The following is a 21135-nucleotide window of genomic DNA, read 5'->3' on the forward strand; positions in this document are numbered from 1 at the left end:
CGTGGTTTGACGCGCGTTTAGGCGACGAGCCCCGCAATGTCCAACCCAAAATCCGATGAGCGCGCGAAAATACTGCGATTCTCGGCATGTTCAAGCGATTTTTCTGACCGCCTGCTATGACAGGAAATCCGGCACCTGTCACTCGTCTTTTTTTAGCACATCGCGCAATCCTGCCAATCCCGCAAAGGGTTTGGCATCGTCATCCGTCATCGCCTGTTTGCCCGGTTCTGTGTAGGCAGCCTGACCCAGTTCCGCGCCGTCTTTCCGTGGATATTGTGGCAAAGCCAGAGACAGGGCCTCGATCATGACAAGGGCCGGATCAATTTCCGGTCCCAAAGGTTCAGATTCGTCATCTTCCGGGATTTCGAACTCTGGATCATCAGGGTCTGCCCAATCCGCAAGAAATGTCCGGTGCACTGGAATGTCGATCCTTGTCGTCACCGGTTCCAGCGTCACCACGCAAGGTTGGGTGACAGTTGCGCCGAGTTTGCCGTTTAGAACCCAGTCCCGTTTGCCCTGCGCCCGCAGGTCGCCCGAAAAGCTGAGCTTGCGCAGCCCCAGCAGCCCAAGGTCTTGCCTGATTTGCTCAAGCACGGTGGTTGCAGGGCGCAGATCGAACCGTGTCGGGGCGTTCTGCGGCAGGTCAGACACCCGAAATGATGTCGCGTTGCTCATTCGTGAGCCTTTCTATGTGTTGAACCGTGGCAGCGGTTTATGTAATCGGATAGAAGCCGAAGAAGGCCAAGGCAAGAGGGTGCAGATGTTGAAGGTAGTGAACCGGTTGAAACCAGCTGCGAAATCGCTTGTGTTTGTTGCCTGTCTGGCTGCGACCGGAGCTTGTACGGCTGTCTTCAAGAATCACGGCTATGTGCCACCGGCCGAGGAACTGGCGGAAATCAAAGTGGGCGTAGACACGCGGGACAGCGTGCAAGAGGCCATCGGCGCGCCGGGCGCATCCGGCGTGGTTCGGGATTCGGGCTATTACTACGTCCGCTCTCGCGTGCGCCACTACGGTCCGAAACGGCCCGAGGTGGTATCGCGCGAACTGGTTGCCATCAGTTTTGATCAGCGCGGTGTTGTCAGAAATATCGAACGCTTTGGTCTTGAAGACGGGAATGTGATTGCTCTGGAGCGCCGCGTCACTGATTCCAACGTTCAGGACAAAGGCTTCCTGCGTCAGCTGCTGGGCAATATCGGCAACTTCAATCCGGCCAACATTCCGGGCGCCAACTAATTTGCGCCAAAACCTTGCGGTGGTCACAGGGCAGTCACATGTCTTGTGCTAACGGTGTCGTACCGACGCCTGAGGGTCGGCAACCGTGGAGGACGCGACCGTGACAACGGCAGTTTTGTTAAGCAAGGGGCGCTATCGCGCCAGACTGGCGCAGTCGCCCGAGGATATCAGAACAGCTCAGGCATTGCGGACCTTGGCTTTTGGCACAGAGCAACCGGACTGCGACGAATTTGATGCACGCTGTAGCCATATCCTGATCGAGGATATGCGCTCGGCTGAACGGCTGGTCTGCTGCTTTCGGATGCTGACCATGGAAAGTGGCGGCGAGATCAAGCGAAGCTATTCGTCACAGTTCTATGACCTGACCTCGCTCGAAGGCTTTAAAGGTCGGATGGTCGAAATGGGACGATTTTGTATCCACCCCAATCACAGCGACCCCGACATCCTGCGTGTCGCCTGGGGGGCAATGACGGCCTACGTTGACCGGAACAACGTCGAGATGTTGTTTGGATGTTCCTCTTTTGCCGGTACCGAAACAGAGCAGTATCTGGATGCTTTTGCGATGCTCAAGCATCGCCATCTGGGCCCGAAACGTTGGTTGCCGCGCGTGAAGGCTCCGGATGTGTTTCGTTTTGCCGCGCGTCTGCGGCGCAGACCGGATGTGAAAAAGGCAATGCTGCGGATGCCACCCTTGTTGCGGACTTATCTGATGATGGGCGGTTGGGTCAGCGATCATGCGGTGGTGGATCGCCACATGAACACGCTGCACGTTTTCACAGGGGTGGAAATCGGTGCGATCCCCCCGGCACGCAAACGTCTGTTGCGGGCGGTGGCCGGGTAGATTGAGTATTTTTCAAAAGGTGAAGACGGGGCGTTGACGCAATGTGTCAGCCGGTTTAGCTGGCGCACATGGCGAGAATTCCTTTGTTGCAGATGTCCGGCATTTCCCTGACTTTCGGGGGTGACCCGGTGTTTTCCGAACTGGATCTGGTGGTTCAGCCCGGTGATCGTGTTGCGCTGGTGGGGCGAAACGGGTCCGGAAAATCCACGCTGATGAAAGTGATGGCCGGTCTGGTCGAGGCTGATCGGGGCGAGATTGTCGTGCCGCCCGGAAAATCCGTTGGCTATATGGAGCAAGATCCGACGATGGAGGGCTTTGCCACGTTGGGGGATTACGCCTCCAGCGGGTTGGAGCCGGGAGAACTTTACAAGGTTGAACGGGCCGGTGAAGGGTTGAAGTTCGATCCTTCACGGGCGGTTGAGACGGCTTCGGGCGGAGAAAGGCGGCGGGCTGCGCTGGCCAAGCTGATGGCAGAAGCTCCGGATCTGATGTTGCTGGACGAGCCGACCAACCATCTGGATATCGAAGCCATCGCGTGGCTGGAACGCGAACTTGGCGCGACCCGAGCGGCCTTTGTGCTGATCTCGCATGACCGGGCCTTTCTAAGGGCGCTGACCCGGGCAACACTTTGGATCGACCGGGGGGCTGTTCGGCGACAGGAGCAGGGCTTTGAAGCCTTTGAGGCCTGGCGGGACAAGGTCTGGGAGGAAGAGGACCAGCAACGCCACAAGCTGAACCGCCTGATTAAGTCCGAAGCGAAATGGGCGGTTGAGGGCATTAGCGCCCGACGCAAACGTAACCAAGGCCGGGTGCGGGCCTTGCAGGCGTTGCGGGCCGAAAAGGCGGCGCAGATCAAACGTCAGGGTTCGGCTGCAATGGCACTGGAGGCCGGGCCAAAATCAGGCCGTAAAGTGATTGAGGCCAGGGCGCTGGCCAAAGGGTTTGGCGACAAGCAGATCGTTCGGAACTTTGATCTGCTGGTGCAGCGCGGTGACCGGGTGGCCTTTGTCGGGCCGAACGGTGTTGGCAAAACAACGTTGCTGAAGATGCTGCTGGGGCAGGTGGAGCCGGACGCGGGCTCGGTTTCCTTGGGGACGAACCTTGAATTCGCGGTGTTCGATCAGACCCGCGCTCAACTGGACCCCGAGATGAGCCTGTGGGACAGTCTGACCGGCGATCCGGATATGCGGGTGTCGGGCAAGGCCGATCAGGTAATGGTGGGCGGGCAGCCCAAACATGTTGTAGGGTATCTCAAGGAATTTCTGTTTGACGAACGGCAGGCCCGAGCAGCCGTCAAATCCCTGTCCGGTGGGGAAAAAGCCCGGTTGCTTCTGGCCAAGCTGATGGCGAAACCCTCGAACCTATTGGTGCTGGACGAACCGACCAACGATCTGGATGTCGAGACGCTGGACCTGCTGCAAGAGCTTTTGGACGATTACGACGGCACCGTTCTGCTGGTGAGCCATGACCGAGATTTTCTGGACCGCGTGGCGACAACCACCATCGCTATGGAGGGGAACGGACGGGCGACAGTCTATGCTGGCGGTTGGTCGGATTACATCGCGCAGCGCGGTGACGTAATCGAAAAAAGTGTAGAAAAAGCAAAGACTCCAAAGCCAAAGATCAAGCAGGAAGAAAAGCCGAAATCCGGCCTGTCCTTCTCGGAAAAGCACCGGCTGGAGAAACTGCCTGCCGAGATCGCGCGTCTTGAGGCCGAGATCGCCAAGCTGGAAGAGTTGATGTCCGATCCCGAGCTGTTCACGCGTGAGCCGGTGAAGTTCCAAAAAGCGACCGAGGCGCTGGTTGAGAGGCAGGAAAAACTCTCGGCCGCTGAAGAGGAATGGCTGACGCTCGAAGAGAGGGCTGAAAGCGCTTAGCGCGCCAGACGCCTTGCCGGATTACCTGCCACGGTTTCTCTGGCGGGGACGTCTTTGGTAACGACGCTGCCTGCGCCGATTGTGGCGTGGTCGCCTATGGTTACGCTGGGCAACAGGATCGCACCGCCGCCAATCCAAACGTGCCTGCCGATGGTTACGGGCAGGCCTATTTCCAGCCCTTGCGCCCGATCAGCCGGGTCCTTGGCATGATGGGCGCAGTAAATCTGAACATTAGGGCCGAACATCGTGTCGTCGCCGACCCGAACGGGGGCCGTGTCCAGAACCACGCATCCGGCATTGAAATAAACCCGGCTGCCCAGATGGATGTTCATTCCATACGCGCAGTGAAAAGGGGCTTCGAGAAAACAGTCCTCGCCGACATGGCCCAGCAGCGCGTGCAGTTCCGGGGCCATCGCGCCGCGTGTGTCGGGCGGACAGGTGTTGTGAGCGTGAACAGCCCGTCGTGCCCGCGCGCGCAGATCATCCAATTCAGGATCGAGACAGCAATACCACTGCCCGGATTGCATTTTCTGGCGCTCCGACATAGGGCTGTCTTACCGCATCCGCAGAGCGCCGTCGATGCGGATGACTTCGCCGTTCAGATAGCCCATTTCAACGATGAAACCGGCCAGCCGCCCGTATTCCTTGGGGTCACCCAGGCGGGCCGGGTTCGGGACGTCGGCGGCCAGTTGTTGCTGCACGTCTTCAGGAAGGCCCGCCAACATCGGGGTCATAAAGATACCCGGCGCAATGGTCATGACGCGAATCCCGGACGAGGCCAGATCGCGGGCCATTGGCAGGGTCATGCCAACAACCCCGCCTTTCGATGCAGCATACGCCGCCTGTCCCTTTTGGCCGTCGAATGCAGCAATCGATGCAGTGTTGATGATCACACCGCGCGCCCCGTCCGGTTCGGGTTCGTTCTTTGCCATCTCGGCAGCGGCCAGCCTTGAGACGTTGAATGTGCCGACAAGATTGATGTCGATCGTACGCTGGAACGCGTCCAGCGGGTGGGGCCCATCCTTGCCGACTGTCTTGATTCCATAAGCGATACCCGCGCAGTTCACAGTCGCGGTGATCTTGCCCATCTTGTCCATGCCGTGGCGTACGGCAGCTGCGACCGAGGTTTCGTCGGTTACATCCGTCAGCGCAAAATACCCACCGATTTCGGAGGCGACTAGAGCGCCACGGTCCGCGTCACGGTCCAGAATAGTGACTTGCGCACCCTGCGCGGCAAAGTGACGGGCGGTGGCTTCGCCCAGACCGGATGCGCCGCCGGTGACAAGAGCGGCTGTGGTGGACAGGTGCATCGGAACTCCTCCCTGGGATATGAACAACTGTTCAATAACTGCATTGCAGGGTCGGTGTCTACATCTTTGAGCCTGAACGCCTTAAGGGGCGGGGCAGACTGACCGCCGCCGGACCAATACGCATCTTTAAGGCATCTTAATCCGCGCTTCACGAAAACGCGCCTGTTCGTGAACGAAGTAATCACAGCCATTGCGTGTTTTTTCGTCAGGAGGTTCTGATATGGTAAATGGTAAGAATAGATCACTGGGCGCGGTTCTGGCTGCACCTGTTTTTGGGATTGTGGTTGCCGGTAGCGCTGTTGCAGCGCCGGAAACCTGCAACTGGAAAACGGCTCGAAATCTTGCGAATGCAGGCGACTATGCCGGGCTTTGCGATTGTGTTCAGGTGACCCCGAGCTTTCTGGACAGACTTCAGAAGCGACCGGATTTTGAGACAACGCTGCGCATTACCGGGGCGCAATGCCCGGGCCTGGCCGCTTTGCTGACAGATGTGCCAACGGCAAGCCTGTCCGGTCTGGCAGAGAATCGGGGTGAAAGTCGCGGTTCAGAACCCGGCGGGGCGGGATTTGCGAACGCGGCTGGTCCAGACGGCCCCGGTGGTGGCGGAGAACCTGACAACGGCGGCCAAGAACCCGGTGGTGGCGGTGGACAGCCCGGCGGCGGTGACGGAGAGCCCGGCGGTGGTGGCGGAGAACCCGGCGGCGGTGGTGGAGAGCCCGGCGGCGGTGGCGGAGAGCCCGGCGGCAGCGGTGGAGAACCCGGCGGTGGCGATGGTGAACCCGGCGGTGGCAAAGGCCATAACGGCGGCGGAAAGGGCCATAACGGCGGCGGCAAAGGTGGCGATAAGGGTAACAATGGCGGCGGCAACGGCGGCGAGGGCAGCAGTCCGGGTCGCGGAAACAACGCCAATGACGATGAAGGCGAAAGTGACCGGCCCGGTCGCGGAAAGGGACGTCAGTAGCCTTGCCCATTCCAAAATAGATACGGCCACCCAATCGGGTGGCCGTTTCCTGCTTTGCAATCAAAGGTGAAAGGGGCGTCAGCCCAGTTGCACCAATGCGTGGCGTTTCTTGCCTGCACTCAGCTTGATCGGGGATGACAATGCGCCCGCGTCGATCATCAAACCTGCATCCGTCAGCGGAGCGTCGTCCAGTTTGGCCCCGTTTTCAGCAATCAGGCGCTTGGCCTCTTTGCCGGATTTGGCGAGGCCTGATTTGACAATGATCTGCACGATGGACATGCCGTCGCCCAACTCGTCCGCGCTGAGGGTCAGGGTGGGCAGATCGTCTCCAACGCCACCTTTTTCGAACACTTCACGGGCCGTGGCTTCGGCCGTTGCCGCAGCTTGCGCCCCGTGGAGAAGGGCTGTCACCTCATTGGCGAGGCGGATTTTGGCCTCATTGATCTCGGACCCGGCAAGCGCGCCAAGACGGTCACATTCGTCCACCGGCAATTCGGTATAGAGCTTCAGGAACCGCCCGACATCCGCATCGGTGGTGTTGCGCCAGAACTGCCAGAATTCGTAGGGCGAGCGCATCTCGGCGTTCAGCCAGACCGCGCCATCCTGCGATTTGCCCATCTTCTTACCGTCGCTGGTGGTCAGCAGGGGAGAGGTCAGGCCGTAGATTTCGTGATCCAGCACCCGGCGGGTCAGGTCGATACCGTTGACAATGTTGCCCCACTGGTCGCTGCCGCCCATTTGCAGAACACAGCCATAGCGACGGTTCAGCTCCAGAAAGTCATAGGCTTGCAGGATCATGTAGTTGAACTCGAGAAACGACAGCGACTGTTCGCGATCCAGCCGGGATTTCACCGATTCAAAGCTGAGCATCCGGTTGACCGAAAAATGCCGCCCGATGTCGCGCAGGAAATCGAGGTAGTTCAGATCATCCAGCCATTCGGCATTGTTCAACATCAGTGCCTTGTTTTCGGCGTCAGTGTCGTAATCGATATAGGCCGCGAACACTTTCTTGATGCCCGCGATGTTTTCGTCGATCTGTTCGGGTCCCAGCAGGGGGCGTTCATCCGCGCGGAACGAAGGGTCACCCACCTTGGTGGTGCCGCCACCCATAAGGGTGATCGGCTGGTGGCCGGTCTTCTGAAACCAGCGCAACATCATGATCTGGATCAGGCTGCCCACATGCAACGACTTGGCCGTTGCATCAAAGCCGATATAGGCCGGCTTGCACCCACTGATCAGCGCGTCGTCAAGGCCCTGATAATCGGTGCAGTCGGCGAGGAAGCCGCGCTCGATCATCGTGGCGATGAAATCCGATTTGGGGTGGTAGGTCATATCGTGCCCTCGGGGTTTGTGTTGCGCGGCACTGTATAGGCGGCGCTGCGGATGAGGAAAAGCCACCTTTTCAATCTAAAAGCGCGTGCTGTGATATGCGCGCGCAACTAGGTGGCCGGGGTGTTGATCCTGAGGCGCGAAGTCGGAAAAAAACCGACGCCCCCAATCAGAAGGCTTGCCAAGGCGGCATAACAAAAGCACCTTGACCAAGCTGCAACCCAGAGGTGAAGTCCAGAACTCCGGGCACGGCGGAAACAATGCCAGATCAGGAGGCGGGCGTGGGCCAAACCATCAAGAAACACGGAATGGTTCGGGCATTGGGCGCGATGTCCGGTACGTCGCTGGACGGGGTGGACGCTGCGGTGGTGGAAACCGACGGGCATTCCATCGCTGGATTCGGGAAAAGCGGCTATCGCGCCTATACCGACGCTGAACGCGATGTGCTGCGGGCGGCTTTGGGGCAATGGCACGGCCCGCAGGTCGATGCGGCGGCTGAAATGGTAACCATAGCCCATGCCGAGGCGCTGTCCGAGTTCGAAGATGTAGATCTGATCGGCTTTCACGGCCAGACGCTGGCGCATGAACCGCGCGGGCGTGGCACATTGCAGGTGGGTGATGGTCTTGGTCTGGCGCAGGCGCTGGGGCGCCCGGTGGTCTGGGACTTCCGGAGCGACGACGTGGCGATGGGGGGCGAGGGTGCTCCGCTTGCGCCGTTTTTTCACTTTGCCTGTGCCAAGTGGTTTGGCGCGGACCGCCCCTTGTGTTTTCTGAACCTGGGTGGTGTCGGTAACCTGACCTATGTGGACCCAAGCTTTGATGGTCCCGAGGCGCTGGGGGCGCTGCTTGCCTTTGATACGGGGCCAGCGAACGCGCCGGTCGATGACCTGATGCAGGCCCGGCTGGGGCAGCCGATGGACCGGGATGGTGCGGTTGCGCGCAATGGCACCGTCGAAATGGGTGCGTTGGAGTTGTTTCTGGCTGAGCCTTTCTTTGCACGTATGCCGCCCAAGTCGCTGGACCGGAACGATTTCTCTGAGATGATCGACCTGGTGAAAGAACTGGGTGACGCTGACGCGGTGGCGACCCTGACCGGGATGTGCGCAGCGGGGGTGGTGCAGGGGATGGAACATTGTCCGCAACCGCCGTCTTGCGTGCTGGTTACAGGCGGTGGACGGCGCAATCCGGTTTTGATGGAGATGCTGCGCGTGTCCCTCGACTGCCCGGTCGAACCGGTCGAGGCCGTGGGGCTGGACGGTGATATGCTCGAGGCGCAGGCTTTTGCCTATCTGGCCGTGCGCGTGGCGCGGGGATTGCCAACCTCGTGCCCGGGAACAACCGGGGTGAAAGCGCTGGTGGGTGGCGGCATGGTCAGTACTGTGAACGCTCAACCGGTGGGTTGAGGTTGCATACAGGTAACGGCTAACGCGTTATCGACACACAGGCTTGCCACTGCGACGGGCTGTGTCGAAGTGAAAATGCCCTTTGTGATACCGGTCAGCATCAGGACCAAGAACAGTTCCAAACAGGCCACAGGCTCCGCTGTGCAACTCTCGTAACACGGTGCTTTGATCGGTGTCGCTCCATCCGTTCTGAACGGTGATCTGCGTTCCGTCCTGCAACACGAAGGTCGAGATATCGATGGCCCGACCCCGCGCATGTTCGGAAATGCGCGCATAGGGCTGGCTGTTCTGCGTCTTGCAGGCATAGTGGCCAACAACACGCATCCCCTTGAGTCCACCACCCAGATCAGCGAAGACGGGTTTGGCGACGTTTTCGATCCACGTTTTCAGCGTGACAGCTGTCTGACAGTCCATCAGCGAAAACTGGCTGAGCGCAACATCCGAAATTCTGTAAATCCGGACCGGGTTGGCGATGCCGCAACCCTGCGCTTTTCCAGCCAAAGACGCGCGGGTTTCGCCCAGAATGGTCCAGTCGCCACAGACCGCGCCGCGGTCGCGCATACGCTGACGACCCACTTCAAACCGGCGGAACTTGCAAGGGCGCAGCGCAGGGCGTTTCGAGATCAGCACCGCAGGTTCAACAGTCGCTGCAGGTTCGATGTGTTCGGTTGCGACTTCCTCCTCCAGATCGGGTAGTGCCAATTCGGATGAAAGGGGGGATTCTGCGCAGGCGGTCTCGGCGTTTGCAAGACCGGTGCTTGCGAACAGAAGCAGAAGGACCAGAAAGATGTGTTTCGCAATCACCCGATGCTCCGATACCTGCGGTTGCGTTTACAGAATGATAAATGTGTAACTTTCTGTAAACTCACCTTTTCAGAGCATCCCCAGACCAGCCTATCCCCGAGGGATATCAAACCCAGGTTCTGCCAGTTGGAACCCATCGAATTGAAATCCGGGAGACACTGTACAACTGACCAGCGTGTAATCACCGGTGCTGCGCGCGGCCTGCCAATGGCCGGTGGGAACAATCAGTTGCGGTGCGCCCCGAGACAAATCGAGTGACAGCACATGGTCAACCGCCGGGCCCTTGTCTGTTGCGCTCAAGGACAGGATTAATGGCGCGCCCGCGTGGTAGAGCCAGATCTCGGTCGCGTCGACCCGGTGCCAGTGGCTGCTTTCCCCCGCCTGCAGCAAGAAGTAGATACAGGTGCCGGTCGGGCGGCCCTTGTTCTCGGCGCGCCAGGTTTCCGCGTACCAGCCGCCCTCGGGGTGAGGTTGCAGGTTCAGGCGGTCGATGATCTCTTGTGCGGTCATGTGGCCCCCGTGTGTTTGGCGCAATTATGCACGGCAAGGTGTGATCCGCTATGGTATTCGTGCGCACGGGGAATATGTATGCCGCATGACACTGACCATTCCATTCGATAACTCATATGCCCGCCTGCCGGACGCGTTTTTTGCGCGACAGAATCCGGTGCCTGTACGCGCGCCCAAGTTGATCGCGTTCAATGATGATCTGGCACGGCTGTTGCAGGTCCATCCGGGCGACGTGCAAGAGATGGCGGAAGCCTTTGCAGGTAATCGCATCCCCGATGGTGCGGACCCCATCGCGCAGCTTTATTCCGGGCATCAGTTTGGCCAGTTCAACCCGCAGCTTGGGGACGGGCGCGCGGTGCTGTTGGGCGAAACTGTCGGAACGGATGGTGTGCGGCGGGATGTTCAGCTGAAAGGCTCGGGCCCGACGCCGTTTTCACGTAGGGGCGACGGCAGGGCGTGGCTGGGTCCGGTTCTGCGCGAATACGTGGTGTCCGAGGCGATGCACGCGCTGGGCATCCCCACAACACGCGCACTGGCGGCGGTAGAGACCGGTGAAACCGTGTTCCGGGAGGGTCCGATGCCCGGTGCGGTGCTAACCCGGGTTGCAACCAGCCATTTGCGAGTAGGTACCTTTCAGGTCTTTGCCGCGCGGGGGCAGTTGGACAATCTGCGGTGCCTGACAGACTACGCCATCGCGCGCCACTATCCCGGCGTCGAAGGGCCAATGGGCCTGCTGCGGGCCGTTCGGGATGCGCAGGCCCGCCTGATCGCTTGGTGGATGAGCGTGGGCTTTATCCATGGGGTCATGAACACCGACAATTGCTCGATCGCGGGTGAGACCATCGATTATGGCCCCTGTGCCTTCATGGACGTTTATCACCCCAATACGGTCTACAGCTCGATAGATCGGATGGGCCGTTATGCCTATGCCAACCAGCCAGATATTGCAGTGTGGAATCTGGCGCAGCTGGCAACCTCACTGATCCAGCAGATGGACAACAAGGACGCCGCTGTTGAGGAGGCGACCGAGATCGTGCATGCCATGCCGGACCTGCTGCAACAGAACTGGTTGACCCGGTTCCGGGCAAAGGTCGGACTGACGACCGCTGAAGAAGGCGATCAGGCGCTGATCACCGATCTGCTAAAACGCATGGCCGAGGGGCAGGCTGATTTCACCAACACCTTCCGTGCGCTGGGCAAAGATACCGCGCGCGATCAGTTTATCGACCCGCAGGCCTTTGACAGCTGGGCAGAGGGCTGGCGTCCACGCTTGGCACGTGAGGCGTTACCGCATGACGTGATGACCGCAGCGAACCCAGCCTTTATTCCGCGCAATCACCGGGTCGAGCAGATGATCCAATCAGCGGTGGCGGGGGATTACCAGCCGTTCCATCGGCTGAACGCCGTCCTCGCACGGCCTTACGACGATCAGGCAGATGCGGAGGACCTGAAACGGCCCCCGACCGATAACGAGGTCGTGCACGCCACGTTCTGTGGTACGTGACGGTCAAACATCTCTGGTAGTCGCTCGGTGCGGTATGGTTTCGCGGGGAGGGGCGAATTGTTTTGTCCGGTCTAAATCGGTGTTGGATGCGCTGAAACTGCGGCACTTCCGTTCTGCCGCTCCCGGATGAAATGAGGGGAAACCCATTTGTTTCCGGCCGCGTCACGTGCCGGGTTTTTAAGCGATATACCATGCCAAGGCGACTTCCCCGGTTGCCGTTGCTGCGAAGTGAAACTGAAGGGTTGCGTCCGGCGGCAGGCGTGTCACTTTGGGTCAAGCCCACTGGTCAGATCTATATGCAGTCATCTTCCACCCTTCGCATTGCCAGCTATAACATTCAGAAATGCCTCGGGCTGGATTTCCGGCGCCAGCCGCAGCGCATTTTGCAGGTCATCGAACATATGCAGGCCGATATCGTTGTGTTGCAGGAGGCCGACAAACGTCTGCCGCCGCGCCCGGCGGCCCTGCCGCATTTCATGCTGGATGAAGCGGGGTGGCAGATCGTCGATCTGGGCGGTGCCGGCAGTCTGGGCTGGCATGGCAACGCGGTGATCTGGCGTGGCGAGGGCCTTTCGGTCCGGCGGACCGGACATCACGAATTGCCCGGGCTTGAACCGCGCGGCGCGGTCCGTGTCGAATTTGATACCCATATCGGGCCGTTGCGGGTGATGGGTATGCATCTGGGGCTGTTGCCTGCATCGCGACGTCAGCAGATCTCGCATATCAGGCGGTTTGATAAAGAGCTGGAGCAGATGCCGACTGTCTGGGCGGGGGATTTCAACGAATGGTCCCGACAGCCGATTCTGGATCACCTCGCGCCGGAAATGCGTTTCCTGCCCCCCAAGCCAAGTTTTCCCGCCGCGCAGCCGCTGGGCGCGCTGGATCGGATCGCGCTGGGCGCGGGCGTCAGGGCCACTGCGCATGGTGTCCATGACGCGCGCCCTGCACATATCGCATCGGATCATTTGCCAGTCTGGGCTGATTTGGCGCGCGTGGCTTAACTTCAACGGAAAAGAAGAAATCCCTGTGGCGCAAAGTGCGCAGACATACTAAGACAGACACCCGAGCAATTCTGAGGGACATCATGTCGGAAACGATTATTGGACGTTGTGAGGCCAAGGGTCTGCGCATGACCGGTCAAAGAAGGATCATCGCGCAGGTATTGGAACAAAGCGACGACCATCCGGATGTCGAAGAACTGTACGCGCGTGCTTCTGCCATCGACACAGGCATCTCGATTGCGACGGTGTATCGTACGGTCAAACTGTTCGAAGAGGCCGGTATTCTGGAACGTCTGGAGTTCGGCGATGGGCGGGCCCGATACGAGGATGCCGAGCGTGATCACCACGATCACCTGATCGACATGCACTCGGGCGAGGTCATCGAATTTGTCGATCCCGAGATCGAAGCCTTGCAGGAAAAGATCGCCGCCAAGCTTGGGTACAAGCTGAAAGGGCATCGGCTGGAGCTGTACGGCGTACCGCTCAAGCAGGAGTGATCCATCACAAATCGCGAATGGCCCCAACACGTTAATTCATTGAACGTGTCGGGAAATGGCTTGCCAGACGTCGCTGGTTGCGGTTCATGTGCCCGGACACTGCACCCCAAGTACCCTTTTCCTGTGGACGCGCGCATGAATAACGTAAACGGCATCCTTTTGCTGATCGGCTCGATGGCGGCCTTTTCGCTTGAGGATATGTTCATCAAGTTCCTGTCGGGCGCTGTGCCGACCGGTCAGATCATGGTGTGTCTGGGTGTGTTCTGCGGGCTTGTCTTTGCGGTGATGTCGGTGGTCACCCGCAAACGCATCTTCGATCCCGTGGCGTGGAAACTGCTGCCGATGCTGCGCGCAGGGACAGAAGGATTCGGTGCCGTGACCTTTGTCACCGCGCTGTCGCTGATCGATCTGTCCACTGTCGCCGCCGTGTTTCAGGCCATGCCGCTTGCCGTGACCATGGGCGCGGCCCTGTTTCTGGGAGAGCAGGTCGGCTGGCGCCGCTGGAGTGCCATTGGTGTCGGCTTTGTCGGTGTTCTGATGATCATTCGCCCTGGATTGGAAGGATTTCAGCCGGACTCGCTGTTTGTCGTTCTGACCGTGTTTGCGATTGCGGCGCGTGATCTGATAACGCGCAAGCTGGATGTTCGGGTGGCCTCATCGGTTGTGGCGATGCAGGCGTATATCGCAGTGGCGCTGGCCGGGTTGCTGTTGATGGTTGTTTCAGGAACACCCTTCGTGCCGGTACAAAGCGGCCAGGCAGGTCCGTATCTGGGGGCGATCGGTTTTGGTGTTCTAGGGTATTACGGCATCGTCACGGCCATGCGGGTTGGCGAGGCTTCGGCCATGATGCCGTTTCGCTACACGCGACTGGTTTTTTCGATCCTTGCCGGAATGCTGATGTTCGGGGAACGCCCTGATGCGCTGACAATGGCTGGGGCGAGCCTGATCATCGGATCTGGCCTGTATACCTTTATCCGCGAACGACGACTGGCGCGCAATCTGGTCCCGGCGTGAACCTGTTGGCGCAAACAGCAAACTGTTAGCCCTAAAGGTCGGTAAATATGCGTGTTAGCGATAACGGAACCGGTTTACTTTTGGCCGGTTGCTGTTATGACGCGTGCAACCGACTGCAGCCATAGGGACAGACCTCATGAGCACCATTATTGACATCCACGCGCGCGAAATTCTGGACAGCCGGGGCAACCCGACAGTCGAGGTCGACGTGATTCTGGAAGACGGCACCATGGGCCGCGCCGCCGTACCGTCCGGTGCGTCCACCGGCGCACATGAAGCCGTTGAAAAACGCGACGGCGACAAATCCCGCTATTTGGGCAAAGGGGTTCTGGAAGCCGTGGCCGCCGTGAACGGTGAGATCGCCGAGGAATTGGTGGGCTTTGACGCGACAGAACAAGTGGCCATCGATCAGGCGATGATTGAACTGGACGGAACCAATAACAAAGGCCGTCTGGGTGCCAACGCCATTCTGGGCGTCTCGTTGGCCACAGCAAAGGCAGCAGCCGATTTCACCACGCAGCCCCTTTATCGCTACGTCGGCGGCACCTCGGCCCGCGTACTGCCGGTGCCGATGATGAATATCATCAATGGCGGCGAACACGCCGACAACCCGATCGACATTCAGGAATTCATGATCATGCCAACCTCGGCCGCGAATATCCGCGAGGCCGTGCGAATGGGGTCCGAAGTGTTCCATACGCTGAAGAAAGAACTGTCTTCCGCGGGGCTGGCCACGGGCGTGGGCGATGAGGGCGGTTTTGCCCCCAACATCGCCAGCACCCGCGAGGCGCTGGACTTCATCCTGAAATCCATCGAAAAGGCGGGCTACAAACCCGGCGAAGAAATCCACCTGGCCTTGGATTGCGCGGCGACCGAGTATTACAAGGATGGTAAATACGTTCTGGCGGGCGAGGGGATCACCCTGACATCCGAAGAAAACGCAGCCTATCTGGCGGCGCTGGTCAATGACTATCCGATCATCTCGATCGAAGACGGCATGTCCGAGGATGACTGGGACGGCTGGAAAGCCTTGACCGACGCCATCGGCGACAAGGTGCAGCTGGTGGGCGACGACCTGTTTGTGACCAATCCAGCGCGCTTGGCCGAAGGCATCAAGCGCGGCTGCGCGAACTCGATGCTGGTCAAGGTGAACCAGATCGGATCGCTGACTGAAACCCTGCGCGCCGTCGATATGGCGCACCGTGCGCGTTACACAAACGTGATGTCGCACCGTTCGGGCGAGACCGAGGATGCCACCATTGCTGATCTGGCGGTGGCGACCAATTGCGGTCAGATCAAAACTGGCTCGCTGGCGCGGTCGGACCGGTTGGCCAAATACAACCAGTTGATCCGCATCGAGGAATCACTGGGCGAGGTTGCGGAATACGCGGGCGCGTCGATCCTTCGCAAATAACGCGCGTGGTGCTAGGCTGGCCCCTGGGTTTAATCCGGGGGTCGCATTGTGCTGAACATCATCGAACCGGAAACGCCGGACCAGTTTGAAGCGGTTCGGCGTTTGTGTTGGGATTACAGGGATTTCCTGCTGGCACTGGATGAAAGAACCGCCCAAATCGTTCAGGCCTTCTACCCAAGCGAAAAATACACCCGTGTAATGGACAACATCGACGCGGAACACACGCCGCCGAACGGTGGGATCAAACTGGCATTACTGCATGGGGAACCGGTCGGCTGCGGCATGTTTCACACGTACGAGCCTGGTGTGGCTGAAATCAAACGCGTATTTGTAACTGACGCAGCAAGGGGGACCGGCGCAGGCTGTGCCATCATGCTTTCGCTGATCGAAATGTGTCGAGATCTTGGGTTCGACTATATTCGAATGGACACCGGCAAACCCCTGGAAGCGGCGACTCGGTTATACCTGTCTTTGGGCTTTCACCTGCGCGACGCCTATTACCAAACTCCTGAAATCGCACGTGACCACCTGCTTTTTTTCGAGATGCCGCTATTTGAGAATGACACGCGCGGGCCTGAGAAAAGTTAGAGTTTTCAGGGATATATCCGTCTGTTTTGGAGGTGTTTGACAATAAAAATGTGGCTTATCTATTCTTATGTGTGAACTTGTTACTTATCACGTCCACACCGAATGCCGTAGTTTGTCTTCATTGCAGAAAGGAGACTACGATGTCTGTATCCAAATTCCTTCTGATAATCGCCACAACGTCCATCACAGTATTGTCCGCCTGCGCGGGTCCGGGAACGTATCCGATAACCGGAGAACAGGTTTCGTCGAATGACCCGGTTCAGGACATGAATCCGGCAAATATCTTCCGCGGCGAGTCGCGCTAAAGTACCTTGCTCATCAGCATATACCTGTCACGTTGTCTGAACCCGGTGCGCAGATAGAGCTTTTGGGCAGATTCATTGTTTCGGTCGACTTCCAGATGAAGAGCCATCAGGCCTGCCCCGGCAAGAGCTTTGGGCAGGTCCAAAAGAACCTCGGTGGCAATGCCGCGGCCCCGAACGGCGGGGCGTATATAGATCTCGTCCACGAAACCGTCCATGCCGCCGAACTCGACTGACCAGCCAAAGGTCAGGATGATATATCCCAAAGGCGCGCGCCCGGGTCCGATCAGATAGACACAGCCATGAGGGATGCCATCCAGCATGGGGGCGAGGGCATTGCGTGTCTTGTCGGCGTCCTGTGTCAGCCCGGCCTCTGTATGAAAGGCGGTGACCAGCGTCATAAGGCGATCCAGATCTTCGGGGCGCGCAAGGCGGAGGGCGGCGCTCATAATCTGGCCAGCCTTTCTGTCAGCAAGGTGAAAAAGCCGTCAGCGTCGATTTCCCCCATGAACAACGCATTTGGTGCGCGGTTGGTGACACCCCACCAATCCGCAACGGTCATGCCCAGGGTCAGGTCGGACCCTGTTTCAATCTCGACATTCACGTGGCGACCCGAAAACAGCTCGGGGCGGATCAGATAGGCGGTGACGCAAGGGTCGTGCAGGGGGGCGCCTGCGCTGCCGTATTTCTCTTTGTCGAAGCGTTCAAAGAAATCCGTCATCTCGGCCACGGCATGTCCAACCTTGCTGTCCAATGCGCGGAACGCGTCGTTTCGTGATTTGGTCACCAGCGCTTTGTGTGTGACATCCAATGGCATGACAACGATTGGCCTTCCGGATTTAAAAACGATATCAGCAGCTTCTGGGTCGACATAGATGTTGAATTCAGCGGTGGGGGTGATGTTGCCGACTTCGAAATATGCCCCACCCATCAAGACGATTTCCTGCACGCGGTCGATAATATCGGGGGCTTTGCGAAATGCAGTCGCGATGTTTGTCAGCGGCCCCAGTGGACACAGGGTCACCGTCCCAGATTCTTCAGAGCGCAGGGTGTCGATGATGAAGTCCACAGCGTGACCTTCAGCCAAGGGCATCTGCGGATCCGGCAGGACCGGGCCATCCAGCCCGGTTTTTCCGTGCACATGTTCTGCGGTTACAAGCGGGCGGTTCAGCGGTTTGTCGCAGCCCGCATAAACCGGCACATCCGTACGTCCGGCCAATTCACAAACGATTCGGGCGTTCTTGGCCGTAAGGGCGAGTGGGACGTTACCCGCGACGGCCGTGATACCCAGAACCTCGATCTCGTCCGGGCTGGCCAGCGCCAACAGTATGGCGACGGCGTCATCCTGTCCGGGATCGGTGTCGATGATGATCTTGCGAGGGGGCATGGGCGTCTCCGGGGGTCGTGAAGGTGGGACACTCGCAAGTGTCGGATCGCTTGTCTACCCGTTTCTGGTCGCCGCCAGTGCATCCGCCGGCGGGAGTTTGCCGTTGGCGCGATGCTCTTCCGTTTTGACCTCGTCCCACAGCGCATCCATCTCGGCCAGATCGCTTTGCGTGGGGGTCTTGCCCCGTTCGGCCAGCCGGGCTTCGACCTTTTCAAAGCGACGGGTGAACTTGGCATTGGTGCGACGCAGGGCGGCTTCGGGTTCGATGCCAAGATGACGGCCCAGATTGACCATCACGAACAGCAGATCGCCGAACTCGTCTTCCAGCGCGTCGGCATCCATTTTGTCGCGCGCCTCTTCCAGTTCGGCCGCTTCTTCGGTGATCTTGGCCAGCACATGGCTGGCGTCAGGCCAGTCGAACCCCACTCGAGCGGCACGTTTTTGCAGCTTATGCGCGCGCAACAGGGCGGGCAGGTTTGCAGCCACACCGTCCAGTGCACCTTTTTGTTCTTTGCCCGCCCGCTCGGCGGCTTTGATGGCTTCCCAATCTTTGGTTTGCTGGTCGGCCGACTTGTCGCGGGATTCATCGCCAAACACATGCGGATGGCGGCTGACCATCTTGTCGGACATGGTGCGCACCACGTCCTGAAAGGTGAAATGTCCTGCTTCTTCTGCCATTTGGGCGTGAAACACGGATTGGAACAGCAAATCCCCCAGCTCTCCCTTAAGCTCGTCATAGGCTTCGCGTTCGATGGCGTCAGCGACCTCATAGGCCTCTTCGATCGTATAGGGGGCGATGGTCGCGAAATCCTGTTCGATATCCCACGGGCAGCCGGATTGCGGATCGCGCAGGCGGCGCATGATTTCCAGCAGCCGTTCGATACCTGCATTGCTGTCATGGATCAGAGGATTTTCAGCCATTGCGAACCCTTTCATTCCGGTGTCAGATGCATCCATTCCGCAGTCCCGATCAGGAGTCCACCCCAGATGCCCGTCGTCAACCGAATTGCCGATTTCTCTGCCGACATGACCAGATGGCGCCAGTATCTGCATACCATCCCCGAGTTGGAATTCGAATGCCATGAAACGGCAGCCTTTGTGGCCGAACGTCTGCGTGAGTTCGGGGTTGATGAGTTGCATGAGGGGATCGCAAAGACCGGGATGGTCGCGATCATCAACGGGCAGGGCGACGGGCCGACGATTGGCTTGCGCGCCGATATGGATGCGTTGCCAATTACCGAGGAAACGGGCGTTGACTATGCCTCTCAGAACCCCGGAAAGATGCATGCCTGCGGCCATGACGGGCATACTACCATGCTACTGGGCGCGGCACGTTATCTGGCCGAGACGCGAAATTTCAGCGGTCGCGTGGCGCTGATCTTTCAACCCGCCGAGGAAGATGGCGGTGGTGCTGGTGTGATGGTCGAAGAAGGCATCATGGACCGGTTCGACATCTCGCAGGTCTATGCGCTGCACAACGCGCCGGGATTTGCCGTAGGGACATTCTATACCACGCCGGGGCCGATCATGGCGGCTGTCGATACGTTCGAAGTGCATATTCAGGGTGTCGGCGGCCACGGTGCCATGCCGCATGAAACCCGTGATCCGGTTATGGCGGCCTGTGGGATTGCGCAGGCCATTCAGACCATTGTCAGCCGCAACCATTATGCGCTGGATGATCTTGTCGTTTCGGTCACGCAAATCCACACCGGCACGGTCAACAACGTTATCCCGGATACGGCCTATATCAACGGTACCGTTCGAACGTTCGATCCGAACGTCCAGCAGATGGTGATGCGGCGCATGGCCGAGATTGTCGAAGGACAAGCCAAATCCTATGGGGTCGAGGCGCGATTGGAATACAATGTCGATTACCCAGCCACCATCAATGATGCCGAAAAGGCGGGCTTTGCGACCGAGGTGGCGCGTGAAATATCCGGTGACGACCGCGTCACCGGCAATACCGGGCGCGAGATGGGGGCCGAGGATTTCTCGTACATGCTGCAAAAGCGCCCCGGTGCTTATTTGTTCCTAGGGCAGGGCGAAGGCGCAGGGCTGCATCATCCGAAATACAACTTTAACGACGAAATCGCGCCGGTGGGCGCGTCGTTTTTCGCGCGGATCGTGGAAAAAGCGCAGCCGTTGAGCTGATAAAGGTTCGGGAAAGGGACTACGGAAGACATGGCACTGGAAGACGCAAGAAACCAGGTGGATGAGGCATTCACCAATCCGGACCTCAAAGGGTTGTCTTATGAAAATACGTTCGGCGGGGCGACGTCTTTTCTGCGGCGGCTTTACACCAAGAACCTGAAGGGCGTGGACATCGCCGTTACTGGCGTGCCGTTTGATCAGGCAGTTACGAACCGGCCCGGCACGCGCCTTGGCCCGCGGGCGATCCGTGAGGCCAGCGCGCTTCAGTCGCCCGATGCGCCTTATGGCTGGCCCTTTGATGCGCTGAGTGAACTGGCGATCGTGGATTATGGCGATATGGCTTATGATTACGCCAATATCCCGGCCTTTCCTGACACGCTGACCGACCACATCCGAACCATTCTGGCTGCTGATGTGGCGTCGGTCGCGTTGGGTGGCGATCACTATATCAGCTTTCCGATCCTCAAGGCCTATGCCGAGAAATTCGGGCCAATGTCCCTGCTGCAATTCGATGCGCATACCGACACATGGGCCGACGACGACATGTCCCGCGTGGATCACGGGACAATGTTCTACAAGGCGGTAAAGTCGGGCATTGTCGATCCGAAACGCTCGGTCCAGGTGGGTATTCGCACGACGAACGAGGATACGCTGGGCGTGAACATCATCGATGCGCGCGAGGTTTATGAATCGGGACCAGCTGCTGTGGCAGAGAAGATCAAGAACATTCTTGGTGACAGCCCCGTTTACCTCAGCTTTGACATCGACGGTCTTGACCCGGCTTTTGCCCCTGGTACGGGCACGCCAGTCTGGGGTGGATTAAGCTCGATTCAGGCGCAAATCATCCTGCGCGACATTGCCGGGATCAATATCAAGGGCGGGGACGTTGTCGAAGTATCGCCGCCCTTTGACACCTCAGGTGCGACAGCGATTGCTGGGGCCCATGTGGCGACGCAGATCATTTGCCTGTTGGGGTGGAACAAGCTGGATAAAGCAGATGGGTAAACC

The 21135-nt window shown here is 59.0% G+C and carries 23 protein-coding genes; 14 read left to right on the forward strand and 9 right to left on the reverse strand.

Features of this window, described 5'->3' with window-relative positions; genetic code table 11:
* Positions 1-138: 138 nt before the first annotated feature.
* A complete protein-coding gene (locus tag ACR0EK_RS01150; RefSeq protein ID WP_480545465.1) occupies positions 139-675 on the reverse strand; it encodes a YceD family protein in 537 nt (178 codons plus the stop codon).
* Positions 676-760: 85 nt separating this feature from the next.
* Here ACR0EK_RS01150 and ACR0EK_RS01155 point away from each other — a divergent pair, with 85 nt between their 5' ends.
* From ACR0EK_RS01155 to ACR0EK_RS01165, 3 genes are all read left to right on the forward strand, one after another.
* Complete coding sequence (locus tag ACR0EK_RS01155; RefSeq protein WP_480545467.1) at positions 761-1234, forward strand: outer membrane protein assembly factor BamE; 474 nt, start codon at positions 761-763, stop codon at positions 1232-1234.
* A 100-nt stretch (positions 1235-1334) separates the two neighbouring features.
* Positions 1335-2075, forward strand: a complete 741-nt coding sequence (locus ACR0EK_RS01160) for a GNAT family N-acetyltransferase (protein ID WP_480564391.1) — start codon at positions 1335-1337, stop codon at positions 2073-2075.
* 68 nt (positions 2076-2143) lie between these two features.
* On the forward strand, positions 2144-3952 hold the full coding sequence (locus ACR0EK_RS01165) for an ABC-F family ATP-binding cassette domain-containing protein (protein WP_480564394.1): 1809 nt from the start codon (positions 2144-2146) through the stop codon (positions 3950-3952).
* On the opposite strand, the gene ACR0EK_RS01170 is transcribed toward ACR0EK_RS01165, so the two are convergent.
* Both ACR0EK_RS01170 and ACR0EK_RS01175 read right to left on the reverse strand, forming a co-directional pair.
* The gene (locus ACR0EK_RS01170; protein ID WP_480564397.1) at positions 3949-4497 is read right to left on the reverse strand and encodes a sugar O-acetyltransferase; all 549 of its coding nucleotides are present in this window, start codon (positions 4495-4497) and stop codon (positions 3949-3951) included. The genes ACR0EK_RS01165 and ACR0EK_RS01170 overlap by 4 nt on opposite strands.
* A gap of 9 nt (positions 4498-4506) precedes the next feature.
* The gene (locus tag ACR0EK_RS01175) at positions 4507-5262 is read right to left on the reverse strand and encodes a 3-hydroxyacyl-CoA dehydrogenase (protein ID WP_480564401.1); all 756 of its coding nucleotides are present in this window, start codon (positions 5260-5262) and stop codon (positions 4507-4509) included.
* A gap of 220 nt (positions 5263-5482) precedes the next feature.
* On the opposite strand from ACR0EK_RS01175, the gene ACR0EK_RS01180 reads away from it, so the two are divergent.
* Entirely contained in the window at positions 5483-6223 is a 741-nt protein-coding gene (locus tag ACR0EK_RS01180) for a hypothetical protein (RefSeq protein WP_480564404.1), read from the forward strand.
* A gap of 78 nt (positions 6224-6301) precedes the next feature.
* Here the strand turns inward: ACR0EK_RS01180 and tyrS are convergent, their stop codons facing one another.
* Positions 6302-7555, reverse strand: a complete 1254-nt coding sequence (tyrS, locus tag ACR0EK_RS01185; RefSeq protein WP_267363943.1) for a tyrosine--tRNA ligase — start codon at positions 7553-7555, stop codon at positions 6302-6304.
* A 257-nt stretch (positions 7556-7812) separates the two neighbouring features.
* Here tyrS and ACR0EK_RS01190 point away from each other — a divergent pair, with 257 nt between their 5' ends.
* Positions 7813-8955, forward strand: coding sequence for an anhydro-N-acetylmuramic acid kinase (locus ACR0EK_RS01190; RefSeq protein WP_480480550.1), 1143 nt, complete (start codon positions 7813-7815; stop codon positions 8953-8955).
* Between the two features lie 27 nt (positions 8956-8982).
* Here the strand turns inward: ACR0EK_RS01190 and ACR0EK_RS01195 are convergent, their stop codons facing one another.
* Together ACR0EK_RS01195 and ACR0EK_RS01200 are read right to left on the reverse strand one after the other, a co-directional pair.
* Positions 8983-9759 (reverse strand): extensin-like domain-containing protein, encoded by a 777-nt coding sequence (locus ACR0EK_RS01195; protein ID WP_480564407.1) that lies wholly within the window; start codon positions 9757-9759, stop codon positions 8983-8985.
* A 90-nt stretch (positions 9760-9849) separates the two neighbouring features.
* Positions 9850-10269, reverse strand: coding sequence for a cupin domain-containing protein (locus ACR0EK_RS01200; protein WP_480564409.1), 420 nt, complete (start codon positions 10267-10269; stop codon positions 9850-9852).
* 85 nt (positions 10270-10354) lie between these two features.
* Here ACR0EK_RS01200 and ACR0EK_RS01205 point away from each other — a divergent pair, with 85 nt between their 5' ends.
* From ACR0EK_RS01205 to ACR0EK_RS01235, 7 genes are all read left to right on the forward strand, one after another.
* Positions 10355-11773 carry a protein adenylyltransferase SelO gene (locus ACR0EK_RS01205; RefSeq protein WP_480558064.1) on the forward strand — a complete coding sequence of 473 codons (1419 nt, stop codon included), beginning with the start codon at positions 10355-10357 and terminating at the stop codon, positions 11771-11773.
* A 296-nt stretch (positions 11774-12069) separates the two neighbouring features.
* Positions 12070-12774 (forward strand): endonuclease/exonuclease/phosphatase family protein, encoded by a 705-nt coding sequence (locus ACR0EK_RS01210; RefSeq protein WP_267364547.1) that lies wholly within the window; start codon positions 12070-12072, stop codon positions 12772-12774.
* An 83-nt stretch (positions 12775-12857) separates the two neighbouring features.
* A complete protein-coding gene (locus tag ACR0EK_RS01215; RefSeq protein ID WP_267364549.1) occupies positions 12858-13271 on the forward strand; it encodes a Fur family transcriptional regulator in 414 nt (137 codons plus the stop codon).
* Between the two features lie 135 nt (positions 13272-13406).
* Positions 13407-14285, forward strand: a complete 879-nt coding sequence (locus ACR0EK_RS01220; protein WP_267364551.1) for a DMT family transporter — start codon at positions 13407-13409, stop codon at positions 14283-14285.
* Positions 14286-14421: 136 nt separating this feature from the next.
* Positions 14422-15699 carry a phosphopyruvate hydratase gene (gene eno, locus ACR0EK_RS01225; protein WP_480564414.1) on the forward strand — a complete coding sequence of 426 codons (1278 nt, stop codon included), beginning with the start codon at positions 14422-14424 and terminating at the stop codon, positions 15697-15699.
* A 48-nt stretch (positions 15700-15747) separates the two neighbouring features.
* Complete coding sequence (locus ACR0EK_RS01230) at positions 15748-16287, forward strand: GNAT family N-acetyltransferase (protein WP_480480562.1); 540 nt, start codon at positions 15748-15750, stop codon at positions 16285-16287.
* A 140-nt stretch (positions 16288-16427) separates the two neighbouring features.
* Positions 16428-16592 carry a hypothetical protein gene (locus ACR0EK_RS01235; RefSeq protein ID WP_480480564.1) on the forward strand — a complete coding sequence of 55 codons (165 nt, stop codon included), beginning with the start codon at positions 16428-16430 and terminating at the stop codon, positions 16590-16592.
* Here the strand turns inward: ACR0EK_RS01235 and ACR0EK_RS01240 are convergent.
* From ACR0EK_RS01240 to mazG, 3 genes are read right to left on the reverse strand one after another with little or no spacing between them, the layout of a single operon-like run.
* Positions 16589-17038 carry a GNAT family N-acetyltransferase gene (locus tag ACR0EK_RS01240; RefSeq protein WP_480480566.1) on the reverse strand — a complete coding sequence of 150 codons (450 nt, stop codon included), beginning with the start codon at positions 17036-17038 and terminating at the stop codon, positions 16589-16591. The genes ACR0EK_RS01235 and ACR0EK_RS01240 overlap by 4 nt on opposite strands.
* Entirely contained in the window at positions 17035-17976 is a 942-nt protein-coding gene (locus tag ACR0EK_RS01245; protein ID WP_480538025.1) for a nucleoside hydrolase, read from the reverse strand. Before ACR0EK_RS01245 ends, ACR0EK_RS01240 begins: the two co-directional genes overlap by 4 nt.
* Positions 17977-18030: 54 nt before the next feature.
* Positions 18031-18897: a nucleoside triphosphate pyrophosphohydrolase gene (gene mazG / locus ACR0EK_RS01250; RefSeq protein ID WP_267364570.1), complete on the reverse strand. Its 867-nt coding sequence runs from the start codon at positions 18895-18897 to the stop codon at positions 18031-18033.
* 66 nt (positions 18898-18963) lie between these two features.
* Between mazG and ACR0EK_RS01255 the strand changes: the two genes are divergently transcribed.
* Entirely contained in the window at positions 18964-20127 is a 1164-nt protein-coding gene (locus tag ACR0EK_RS01255; RefSeq protein ID WP_480564418.1) for a M20 aminoacylase family protein, read from the forward strand.
* Between the two features lie 30 nt (positions 20128-20157).
* Positions 20158-21132, forward strand: a complete 975-nt coding sequence (gene speB, locus ACR0EK_RS01260; protein WP_480480570.1) for an agmatinase — start codon at positions 20158-20160, stop codon at positions 21130-21132.
* The last annotated feature ends 3 nt before the right edge of the window (positions 21133-21135 follow it).

The organism is Ruegeria sp. AE4, assembly GCF_056542185.1.